The 11,203-nt window shown below is 37.4% G+C and carries 11 protein-coding genes; all 11 read right to left on the bottom strand.

Features of this window, described 5'->3' with window-relative positions; all coding sequences use genetic code 11:
- Positions 1 to 46: 46 nt before the first annotated feature.
- On the bottom strand, positions 47 to 1,081 hold the full coding sequence (locus tag NT145_08380; GenBank protein ID MCX5782692.1) for a GNAT family N-acetyltransferase: 1,035 nt from the start codon (positions 1,079 to 1,081) through the stop codon (positions 47 to 49).
- Positions 1,082 to 1,352: 271 nt separating this feature from the next.
- Positions 1,353 to 2,219 (bottom strand): nucleotidyltransferase family protein, encoded by an 867-nt coding sequence (locus NT145_08385; GenBank protein MCX5782693.1) that lies wholly within the window; start codon positions 2,217 to 2,219, stop codon positions 1,353 to 1,355.
- A 30-nt stretch (positions 2,220 to 2,249) separates the two neighbouring features.
- Positions 2,250 to 3,365 (bottom strand): DegT/DnrJ/EryC1/StrS family aminotransferase, encoded by a 1,116-nt coding sequence (locus NT145_08390; GenBank protein ID MCX5782694.1) that lies wholly within the window; start codon positions 3,363 to 3,365, stop codon positions 2,250 to 2,252.
- The gene (locus tag NT145_08395; GenBank protein ID MCX5782695.1) at positions 3,358 to 3,579 is read right to left on the bottom strand and encodes a hypothetical protein; all 222 of its coding nucleotides are present in this window, start codon (positions 3,577 to 3,579) and stop codon (positions 3,358 to 3,360) included. Before NT145_08395 ends, NT145_08390 begins: the two co-directional genes overlap by 8 nt.
- A gap of 10 nt (positions 3,580 to 3,589) precedes the next feature.
- Positions 3,590 to 4,123, bottom strand: a complete 534-nt coding sequence (locus NT145_08400; protein ID MCX5782696.1) for a hypothetical protein — start codon at positions 4,121 to 4,123, stop codon at positions 3,590 to 3,592.
- Between the two features lie 403 nt (positions 4,124 to 4,526).
- Positions 4,527 to 5,969, bottom strand: a complete 1,443-nt coding sequence (locus NT145_08405; protein ID MCX5782697.1) for a hypothetical protein — start codon at positions 5,967 to 5,969, stop codon at positions 4,527 to 4,529.
- Positions 5,966 to 7,351 (bottom strand): SAM-dependent methyltransferase, encoded by a 1,386-nt coding sequence (locus NT145_08410; protein MCX5782698.1) that lies wholly within the window; start codon positions 7,349 to 7,351, stop codon positions 5,966 to 5,968. The genes NT145_08405 and NT145_08410 overlap by 4 nt, the downstream gene beginning before the upstream one ends.
- A complete protein-coding gene (locus NT145_08415; GenBank protein ID MCX5782699.1) occupies positions 7,344 to 7,577 on the bottom strand; it encodes a hypothetical protein in 234 nt (77 codons plus the stop codon). Before NT145_08415 ends, NT145_08410 begins: the two co-directional genes overlap by 8 nt.
- 140 nt (positions 7,578 to 7,717) lie before the next feature.
- A complete protein-coding gene (locus NT145_08420) occupies positions 7,718 to 8,686 on the bottom strand; it encodes a KpsF/GutQ family sugar-phosphate isomerase (GenBank protein ID MCX5782700.1) in 969 nt (322 codons plus the stop codon).
- A gap of 189 nt (positions 8,687 to 8,875) precedes the next feature.
- A complete protein-coding gene (locus NT145_08425) occupies positions 8,876 to 10,114 on the bottom strand; it encodes an excinuclease ABC subunit UvrC (GenBank protein MCX5782701.1) in 1,239 nt (412 codons plus the stop codon).
- A gap of 37 nt (positions 10,115 to 10,151) precedes the next feature.
- On the bottom strand, positions 10,152 to 11,203 hold a 1,052-nt coding region (gene murJ / locus NT145_08430), incomplete at its 5' end, for a murein biosynthesis integral membrane protein MurJ (protein MCX5782702.1).

The raw sequence follows: 11,203 nt of genomic DNA on the forward strand, positions 1-11,203 counted from the left end.
CCCGCAGCTTGCTGCGGGGAATATTGCAAGTTTAAGCTATAAGACCCTAATACCGGTACTTGAGCAGGAATTTATTGTACCTTTCTTTCTTCTCAGGAAATCTGTTCTCCCACTCGGAACACGCCTTGCGATAGACATCATCGTTTAGCACCATCTTGCCTATATAAAAGTCAAATTCATTTTTAGAGAATCTTTTTTTGTATTTATACAGCGAGTTTTCTTCAGACCCGTCTGTTCCGCCTCCAAAATGGAAATATTTTACGCCTCTGCTTTTCAGATACAGGGCTGCTTTATAAAGCATAAAATTGTTGGGACAACAATTTAAATATTCCGCCAGGCTTCCTCCAAGATGTGCGTGCCCATAAACACCGTACTGAAAATAAATAATTGCGGCAATAATTTTATCTTCGAGATATACAAGGCCTAAAAAACTGTCTTTTCCCATCGATTTTTTTATTCTTTCATAATAGTCATTGTTGAAGCGGTAAAAATCTTCGCTATTGAGATTATCCAACGTTTTGTTATAGATTTCAAGGAACTCGTCCATGTGCAGAAGCTTTTCATCAGCGACAAATCGAAGACCGGATTTCTCCGCCTTCCTTATGGAATTCCGGTGGTTTTTGTGCACATGATGATTCCATAACTCTTCTTCGCTATTGCGAAGATCCATAGCTACGGTCTTCCTGTCAAATAAAACATCACAGCCCTTACCCACTAACGCCTGATTCTTTATTAACGGGTGGAATCGAATCAAACCGGCAATAATATTATTCTTTAGCGCCAATTCGCAGAACTCTTTGAAGGCGGCTTCAATAAAACTCCTGTTCTGGCAGTTTGAAAGCGGCCCTCCGTAACCGTATGCTGTCTCAAAATCAAAATAAGCGCCTCCGGCTATACATATTTCCCTTTTAATATACGGAAATATATAGACTCTATCCGCATCCTCAAATACAAATGCTTCCGCGGAAGCCTCATTTGACTCATAAAGCTTCGTGTATCTTTCCGTAAAATAGATATCCCTGTTCTCCGCATCGAATGACTCCAAGTAAGAATCCCAACTTTTGGTAATAAAACCCTTCAAAATATACCTCCTGTGTCCGGGCCATTTTTAAAATTAACTTGACAACTCCCCACAGCTTGGAGTCTGTGCCGCAACTAGTTTCAAAAGAGGCCTTTGAAAACTAAATATCGTATTTTTTAGAAAATTCTTTTGAAAAAATACTTTTTATCTTGAAAAATCGCAATATTGAAGCAACTCGAAAACAATTGCGACACAATCTCGCAGAGCGGAGGTTCATTAACGTTGTAGGTTAAATCAAAATCAGGAGAAAGATACATTTTTTCTTTTCCTATTAGTCCATCGAAAATCTTTTTAACGTATTTTTTAATTCTTCTAACTGACCAATATCAATCCATGATTTTTCCGAGATCGGATAAACCCCGACATTTTTCCCGGTTGTCATACAGGAATTAATTAGGTCGGTCATGTGAAAGGCCTTTCCATTTGGAACAAACTTGAAAACAGAAGGTTCCAGCACATACATCCCCGTATTCACAAGATAATCGTACTCGGGTTTCTCTTCTATAACGTTAAGTTTGCCGTCTTTCCCGGTTTTGCAGATACCGTAAGGGATAGTGTAGTGCTTCATTGATCCCACCAATGTTATCTGGTTCCTATTTTGTTTATGGAAAGAGATAATATCCGAAAAATCTGCTTCAATTACTATATCGCAGTTGCTGACAAAGAAGGTGGTTTTGATCTTATTCTTTAATAGACTGAGGCAGCCGGCAGTTCCAAGCGGTTTTTTTTCATTAATATAATTAATCTTGTAAGGGTGTTTAAAATCATCAAAATAGGCCTTAATTATGTTGGACTTATAATTAACCGACATGTAAAACAAACGGCAATCATATTCGGAGAATCTTTCCATTATTATCTCGGAAATAGGCTTTTCGCCGATCAGCATAAGTGGTTTAGGCAGGACTTTTGTGAACGGAGAAAGCCTTGTCCCCTCTCCGCCTGCCATAAGGACGACGGGAAGATTAATCTTCTTTTTGGATTTTGTCTTCTTATCAAATATATCGTGCCACCATATCGCTGAAACAATCCTGTTTCCGCTTCCCAACACCGGAATGCATTCAATTTGCTTCTTAAGCATAAGTTCTTTGGCTTCTTCAACTTTATAATCTTCTTTTAACGTAATAGGATTCTTATTCATTGCCTTTGATATAGGTTCGGTCAAACTTTTCTAATTCTTTCCATGGCTTAAAAGTTCCTTTTTTAGGATTTTGCAGGTGTTTCTGATGTTTTCGGCTGTATTAAGAGTTGAACTGGGAAGGCAGAGCCCGTGTTCGTACACGAAACGAGCGTTTTCAAATTTTCCCTTACTTAAATTTTTATAAGGCGGATGGTCAACAAGAGGCATAAATATTCTTCTTGAAGGTATTCCTTTCTTATTTAGCCCCTTCATTAAGCTGGGAACGACCGACTTATCTTTGAGCAATATGCATGTAAACCACCATGAACTCCTTGCGCAGGAATACTCTTTTTGGAATGTAAATTCATTAATTCCGCCAAGTTCTTGAATATAAATATCATGATACATTTTTTTCCTTTCAAGGAAGGATTTTAGCCTGGTCATCTGAGCTAATCCGAGAGCCGCCTCTATATTAGTCATCCTATAGTTAAACCCTATCTCAGGATGGTAATATCCTCTCAATTCATCACGAGCCTGATTTACCAAGAACTTAATATGTTCAAGGCTTTTTAATTTGTTACCGGCAATCATACCTCCGCCGCCGGTTGTGATAATCTTATTGCCGTTAAAGCTAAAACATCCAAGGTCACCTATCGTGCCGGTTATTTTGCCGCTATAAACGGCTCCAAGGCTTTCGGTTGCATCTTCAATAATATAAAGCCCGCGTTCTTTCGCAATTCTTTTCAAGGAACCCATGTCACAAGGGTTACCATAAAGATGAACCGGTATAATAGCTTTTGTTCTCTTTGTAATGGCTTTCACTAGTTCAGAAGGGCTGATATTCCAGGTTTCTCTGTCAACATCAACAAAAACGGGCCGAGCGCCAAGCTGAATGATTGGATTTACAGTAGCAATAAAAGTAAGAACGGGAACAATTACTTCATCTCCTTTACCGATGCCAAGTTCATACAATGCCATATATAGAGCTGCTGTTCCGCTTTGGACTGAAACTGCCCGTTTTGTTTTAAGGTATGCGGCAAATTTTTTTTCAAAAGAACCTACAAAAGGGCCGATTGCAGAAACAAAGCGGGAATCGATTGCCTTATTTAAATATCCTTTTTCGATCGCACTTACATTGGGTGCATCTAAAAATACTTTCCTAAACATTGTATATACCAGCCTTATATCTGTGCAAATTAGACTTAAACCACTGGAGAGTTTCTTTAATGCCTTCATCCAGAGTTTTTTTCTGAGTCCCTGGAGTTAGCTTTTTGATTTTTTCATTACTCCCCAATAATCTTTTGACTTTGCTTTTTTCAGGCCTTAAACGGCTTTTATCTCTTATTATTTTTACGTCCGAATCAATCAAATTAATAATCATTTTTGCTAAATCACCAATAAAACAAGCCTGTTTCGGATAAATAGTGGATCAAATCGATCGCAGATCGTTTGCCGGACTTTTCGCTGTATTCAATCGTTGTAGAATTTTCCTTGTCAGAAACCGTATGTCTGATTGAATAGTTCAAGCCTTTTGACGCAAGATTTTTACAGGCAAACTCAATTATATCGATAAGGTCTCCGGACCCTGAGATAACGAAATCTGTGCACCCTCCATTATGTTTGTTTTCAAGAAGTTCTTTGATTTTTGCGCGGACGGACGTTAAAAGATTTATAGTTTTTAGAGTGAAGTTATAAGATTTGTTTGCCTTTTCTGCGAAGCCTTTTGGGGTAAGAAGGTATTGAATTTTTCTTTTATCAAGTTGTTTTACTTTTATGTACCCTTTGCCGATAAGCCGCTTAATGATGAGGTTTGTCATACCCAAAGAAATCCCGGCCCGGCTAGCGATTGTACGCTGGTCCGGCAAGTGGTTATTGGAAATCTCATTAATTACTGCAAATTCTTTTTCAGATACTTTTGATGGCATAATTTAGTTTCCCCCAAAAAGCTATGTTCAATGTTTGAACATTTTATATAAATTGATTAAAGCTGTCAAGAGGGTGCATCTAGTATTCTTTATCAACAATACTTTCTCCTAGATTGCCCTTAATTGGCCTTATTTCTTCAATCATTGAGACCGCTAACAACAAAAAGCAATATATCTAAACTGTAACGCCAAGACTCTTTATACTGTTGCGCGACTTTCCTTGTGCATAGACCTAATCGTCCTGGTTACTGGCGTATAAACAGCCTATAGTTCCTTGCCAAGTCCGATCACTCTTATGAAGAATAAGCGGCACCGGAACATTTTAGGTAGTTAGTATGCCCGGAACAACAATTAAAAAACAAAGAAAATTACAAATGTTTCGTTTTCATACTATTAACTACAGTTATTGCCTGGAAGTTTCGGTTACATCTTCAAATTTGGTGCTCTCGAAAGGGGCATAGAAAACGCGGTCAGGCAGTAATTCGTTACCGTCGTTAAAGTAGTATTTTAAGATAACCCTGAAAGAATTTACCGGGGTTATGGAGCTATATAAATGTTTCTGAATATCCGCAGGCAAATAGTAAGCATTCATTATTCTTGTTGAAGCTTTTATGCGACTTTCGCTATTCAGGGCCAGATTAGGCCCATGGTCACCCTGAATAATAATTATCGGGCGTTTTTTTGACTTGCTTAAAATGGTATCTACCGTTTCTTTCAGCCGGCTATTTATGTATATCAGCTGATTTTTGTATCCCTCGTTATCATCCCACGGTGTTTTATAAACATTCAACGCCATCATCTTGACCTCCGTTTTCTCACCATTTTTACCGAAAACATAGGGAGGATGCGGTGACATTATGTGCGCAAATACAAACTTCGGGCTTTCTAATTCAACAGATTTGCTTAGTTTTTCAAAAGACCTTAGCACATTTCTTCTTACATAATTTGAATACAGTTTAAATCTTTGTGCAACCGCATCAATAATCGTTGTCCTGATAATTATTATAAAGAACTCGTTTGTAAACATATCTTTCAAACTAAAATTTGTATCCCCCGATTCCATCATGTCTGATAAACTAATGTATTTATATCCTTTCGCTTCAAATGTCCTCATTACTGCATTTTCAATAATTTTTTTTTCGTTATGATAATTCATCCCCAAAGAAGAAGGTATAGAATATTCAGTCCTTGGATAATTTGACCTGCTTTTTATGGCCACATAGAACCCTTTTTTTCTTAGATAGTCAATAAATTCCCCGTTGTCATATCCATAAATTTCCCTGAGAGTATCGTATCCGGCGTATCCATCAGGTATTATGTAGTATATATCGGGCAGATCACCCCGAAGTTTGGCAACAGTATTATTATTGTTTATTTGACTGTTTGTTGTTGATTTTCCAGAAACTAAATAATGAGCGCTTATATTAACTACGGGAAATATAATCAGTATGATTGATACAAAATTCAGCAGCTTGGTTAAACTACTAATATGGTTTCTTGCTCTAAACAACAATATCCCTATAATTGAAAACAACAGCAGATAAACCGGCACTCGGTGAATATTTCTTGAAAAAACGAATCCTCCGATATTCGCTTTCATAATTACTGAAGAGAATGTACCGTAGAGAAACACAAGTGCAAAAATAAATGACACTATTAGTGCAGCTTCCCTTTTGCTTTTAAGCACCGCGTAAATCACGGCGAAACAAGCCGCTGCAAGTAAAACTATAACAGAAGCATAATAAATAATAATTAGCACGGGAATATTCTTAATGTTTGCGGAATATACTGTAAGCAGGGGAAACAATAGAAACAACAGAGGGTGAAAAGGAATGGGTTTTTTCATCTCTTCTTCATCAGATAGACAACTCTCTCGGAATCAGGAATGTTTTTCTTGTCTTCTATACTAAAATAGTTCAGAAAAGATTTTTCAAAATTATCAGCGTCATAACAGCTAAAAATATCTTTCCGTATTTTCAAAAGTCTTTCGACCTGAGGGTCGGACTTGGGGACAAATTCTATTACAAGGTACTTGCATATTTCATTTAAAAACTGCGCTATTTTTTCAAAAGGGATGTTGTTGGAAATCGCCAGATGGTGAATTAAAGCCAGCGCTAACACCAAATCGCATGAGCCGCGTTCAGCCAAGGATTTCCTTTCGCTGTTATTCCAACCCAATGATGGGCTGGGATTGACAAGATCCATTACAATTGGAATGATGTTTTTCTCTCCGGTGCTTTTACACTCCCTGTAATTTTTTTCTACACAAGCATAGTCAGAGTCTGCCGATACGGTATATATGCCTTTTTTTGCGCACAACCTGCTAAACGTCCCATCGTTGCTTCCCAAATCCCAAACGGTTTCGGGCTTTACCTTATCAAGATACTCGCCAACTAAAACTGTTTTTTGCTCTAACCCTTTTTTTGTGTAGCTGTTTTCGTTATAGTATTCTGACCAATTAGAAGATACCGTTTTTACATTCAGATTGTTTACGGCTGTTTCCAGGCTTTCAATCAGGGCAAGGTGCGAATGACGGCTCACTTTCTTGTTTAACTTTTCATCAATAATATTTTTAGAATGCTTTGTCCCTAACAGTGAATGCATATGTATATGTAAAAACACCGGAATGTTAAAATAAGATTGATATGGAAGGATTTTATGGGCAAGCTCAACAGGTATCCCGTCAATAAATACACTTGATAACTTGTTTAATCTTTCATCCAAAAAGCACATTAGCGCCAGAGGGGATAAAAAGTGCTGGCAAAACTGCCGATAAGCTTTCCATGGAGGGCCTTCAGTATATTTTTCAAACGATAATGTATCAATAAAAACGGGTTTGCCTTTATGAAACTTAACGTTATAAGCACTGCAGTCTTTCAATGCCATATTATATCTAACAGCAGTCTTATGAACATTTAAAGTCAGCAACGCCGCATCTTTAAGCTGGCTAAAGCACCATTCATACGGATATGATATAAAAGGGATGGTTTGTGGTTTTATTATTTTATAAGCATAGTCATCCAGTACAGGCAATTTTTCTTTGCTTACCTCAACATGCGGAACTATGTATTCGTTTTTAACCAATTCACTGTATAATCCGCTTGTCATTAAGGTTTCAAAATTCTCTTTATAGATATAGTTGATCTGCCTGTATATTACATTATCACAGAGAAAAACGAACCCGCTTGGATCCCTGAAAGAGCTTAAAACACGCTGTATGTTATTCATCCGACTTCTTTTTCACCTTTATGATAATTTTTGATATGTAACTTTTTATGCTTTTCCAAAATAATTTTATTGAATATAATAATCCGAGCACGGAAGCAATTAATATTTGGAAAATATAGCTGCCCATTCCGGGATCAAGGTAAGCATACGCGGGCACAGCAAAAACTGCCAACACTAACAACGCAACATTTACATGCTTCCAAATATTTTTTCTTGGTTTATCCATAAATAAACTCCTTTCTTAAAAACTTGCTTTTAAAAAAAGTTCCGCATAATTCAGACTTTTATGAACAGGATTACGCTCAAAGTAGTCCTAGAATAGGCCCTTTATTGAACGACTTTAGCGCATATTTGTTAACGGGAATATTATTGGAGTCCCTTAGCTAAAATATCGTGGATGTGGAGCATTCCTATTACTTTTTTATTTTTATCTACAACAGGCAGAAGGGATATGGGTTTATCCCTGTTTTCCATAATTTCTAATGCTTTTGAAGCTTTTATGTTAGGGAATATATAAAGAGGATCGGGCTTCATTATTTCGCTTATTTTTTTCTTGAAAAGATTTTCCCCTCTTTCTATCGTTTTTCTTATGTCATAGTCTGCAACTAATCCCTTTAATTTTCCGTTCTTATCAACTACTGAAACGGCGCCTGACATTTTTTCCGTAATGGTAAAAAGCATATTTTTTACCGTATCGTTGATTTTAATAACTGGATTTCGCTCGCCGGAACGCATAATATCCCCTACCGTAAGAAGAAGCCTTTTCCCAAGTTTTCCTCCAGGGTGATAAAGCGCAAAATCCTTCTTTTTAAAATGCCTCATTTTCATTAAGGCTACTGCAAGAGCGTCTCCAACAACTAAAGCTGCTGTGGTAGAACAAGTCGGGGCAAGGTCTAACGGGCAGGCTTCTTTTTCAATTTTGGTATATAAGATGACATCGGAATATTTTGAAAGAGTAGAACTTGAGTTTGCAGTAATTGAAATGACTTTTGCGCCAATTTTTTTTATTACCGGAAGAATAGCCAAAAGCTCATTGCTTTCACCAGATTTTCCTATTGCAATGACAATATCCTTTTTTTCAACAATGCCCAGATCCCCATGCATTGCATCTGCCGTGTGCATATAAACCGCGAGAGTTCCTGTTGAAACAAAAGTTGAGGCAATTTTCTGCGCTATTAGACCTGACTTTCCAATACCGGTAACTATTACTTTACCTTTGCACTTGAATATCATTTCAACCGTTTTTTTATATTCCTTGCCAATGTGCCGTGATAAATCTTCTATTGTCTTTTTTTCAATTTCTATTACTTTGAGCACTTCTTTAATAATATTCATAGTATTCTCCTTAATCTTTTTCAGAAAAGTTTTATCATTTTATGATTGTTTTATCAAGCAAAAAGGCAGAAAACTTGTCTTTTCTTAACCTTAGCCTGTTTCACTCTTAACCTTCTGTTCTAAACCTATATCTGTTTTACTCCCAACCTGTTGTTCTAAACCTAAACCTGTCGTTTTCTCAACCTGCTTCTAAATCCCAAGGCTTTTTTTTCTTCTCAGGTGATGATACGAAAGAGCAAATCTATGAGCCTCGTCTCTAATTGACTGCAGTAACTGCAAAGCCTGCGAATCGCTGGGCAATCTTATCGGATTTTTCTTTCCCGGCACAAATATTTCTTCTTCCTTTTTGGCAAGAGAAACTGCCGGAATTTTCAATTTAAGATCTTTCAACACTTCCTGGGCCATTGATAATTGACCTTTGCCTCCATCCACAAGAATTAAATCTGGAAACTGTTTATTTTGACTTTTAAAATATCTATACCGCCTTAAAACAACTTCTTTCAGCATTGCAAAATCATTGATTCCTGAAACAGTTTTTATTTTGTATTTTCTATATTCATTTTTGTCGGGCTGGCCATTTTGAAAACGAACCATTGAACCAACAGATTCCGCCCCTGAAATATTTGATATATCAAATCCTTCTATGACTATAGGCCATCTGCTTAGATCTAAAACATTCTTTAGTTCTTTTAATTTTTCGGTAAATTTAAGCGAATCGGGAAGATCCTCGGGCTTTATTTCTCTCAAAGTCACTCTTTCCCCCAAAGTCTTAATTGCGGTAATCCTGTCTCTCAGCTCGGCAGCTTTTTCATATTCAAGATTTCTGCTTGCTTCACCCATTTCTTTTTCCCAATTTTTTTCCAGCCGGCTAAATTTTCCTTTGAGAAATAAAGAAATGCCTTTTATTTTTTCTTTGTAATCCTTAGAACTTATTTTTTTAAGACACGGAGCCGGGCATTTTTCCGTTTGATAATACAGGCAGGACTTTACCTTTTCTTCTTTTGGAAGTGATGTTGAGCTAAATTCCAGTTTGCAGGGCCTGAATTTAAATATTTTCTGAAGCCACTTTAGCAGCACTTTTATTTGCAGAACATGAGGGTAGGGGCCGAAATATTCGCTTCCGTCCTTAATAACTTTTCTGGATAGTATTACTTGAGGAAAATCTTCTTTTTTTGTGAGTTTTAGATATGGGTAGGATTTATCGTCCCGCCACATAGAATTAAAATAGGGCTGGAACTCCCTTATAAGCTGTCGTTCAAGAATTAGGGCTTCCCGTTCGGAAGAGGCGAGTATATAATCTATATGCCTGAGTGAATTAATTATTGCTACGGTCTTGCTTTCTATATCGTGCCGAAAATATGAAGCTATTCTTTTTTTTATATTATTTGCCTTGCCGATATATATTATTTTTCCTCCGGCATCTTTCATAAGATAGACGCCGGGCGAGGCAGGCATTGAACTGATTTTATTCTTCCAAATATTCTCTTCCATCATTTTTAAAAAAGTTGAGTAAAGGTTTGCGTTCTTCCATATTCAATATTATCGCCATAAGAAAATATACTCCTATCCCGCCTGCCAAAGCAAGGACTAGGCCTAACAAAGGTTTGTTAACGAAAAGATGAAATGCTATTAAATAGGAAACTATCGCCATAATTATCCCGGCTATTAAAGTTTTTGCAGCCGTTTTTACTATCCTTGTGATTCCCAAAAGGCCGATCTTGCGTCTTAAAAGAACGATTAAAGCGCAAGCGTTAAAATACGAGGCAACTGCCGATGCGAGCGCCAAACCTCCGACTCCCATAAACCTCATCAATATAATGCAAAGAATTGCGTTAATAATCATAGCTATCGCGGCAATTTTTACCGGCGTTTTTGTTTCTTGATGAGAATAGAAGGCGCTGGCAACAATTTTTGCTATAGCATAAGCAGGAAGCCCGAGTGAGTAATAAAACAACGCTGAATTGGTAAGAAGTGTCGCGTGACGGTCAAACTGGCCTCTTTCAAACAACACATGAATTATAGGAAAACCTATCACCATAAGCCCTATAGCAGACGGTATCAAAATAAAAATAACAAACCTGACGGCAAAATTGAATGTTTCCTTTAACGCTGAAATGTTGCTTTCCGCCACCGCCTTAGACATTGCAGGAAGCGCCACGCTTGAAAATGCTATCCCGAAAATTGCCAAAGGAAGCTGCATAACCCTGTTAGAATAATACAAAGCTGTAATTGACCCTTGCTGAAGAAATGAAGCGCAAATTGTATCCACAAAAGCGTTTATCTGGTCAACTGAAAGACCTATCAACGCAGGAATCATCAACAAGCCTATTCGTTTAAGTCCCGGATGATTGAAATTTAATTTCCAACGGAGATGCCAGCCCATATTTCTTATTTGCGGCCATTGAATAACCAACTGGGCAAGGCCGCCTATAATTACACTTATCGCCAATCCTTTGATTTGATTGTCAGGTGTAAGAAGCGGGGCTATCGCCATAATAAAAACTATTTCGGATACGC

The sequence above is a fragment of the Elusimicrobiota bacterium genome, from assembly GCA_026388075.1.
Classification (GTDB): domain Bacteria; phylum Elusimicrobiota; class Endomicrobiia; order Endomicrobiales; family JAPLKN01; genus JAPLKN01.

Excerpts from the sequence above, each read along its gene's own strand:
- NT145_08385 (MCX5782693.1), bottom strand. The coding sequence starts at position 2,219 with ATGAATAAGAATCCTATTACGTTAAAAGAAGATTATAAAGTTGAAGAA.
- NT145_08390 (MCX5782694.1), bottom strand. The coding sequence starts at position 3,365 with ATGTTTAGGAAAGTATTTTTAGATGCACCCAATGTAAGTGCGATCGAA.
- NT145_08395 (MCX5782695.1), bottom strand. The coding sequence starts at position 3,579 with ATGATTATTAATTTGATTGATTCGGACGTAAAAATAATAAGAGATAAA.
- NT145_08400 (MCX5782696.1), bottom strand. The coding sequence starts at position 4,123 with ATGCCATCAAAAGTATCTGAAAAAGAATTTGCAGTAATTAATGAGATT.
- NT145_08405 (MCX5782697.1), bottom strand. The coding sequence starts at position 5,969 with ATGAAAAAACCCATTCCTTTTCACCCTCTGTTGTTTCTATTGTTTCCC.
- NT145_08410 (MCX5782698.1), bottom strand. The coding sequence starts at position 7,351 with ATGAATAACATACAGCGTGTTTTAAGCTCTTTCAGGGATCCAAGCGGG.
- NT145_08415 (MCX5782699.1), bottom strand. The coding sequence starts at position 7,577 with ATGGATAAACCAAGAAAAAATATTTGGAAGCATGTAAATGTTGCGTTG.
- NT145_08420 (MCX5782700.1), bottom strand. The coding sequence starts at position 8,686 with ATGAATATTATTAAAGAAGTGCTCAAAGTAATAGAAATTGAAAAAAAG.
- NT145_08425 (MCX5782701.1), bottom strand. The coding sequence starts at position 10,114 with ATGAAAGATGCCGGAGGAAAAATAATATATATCGGCAAGGCAAATAAT.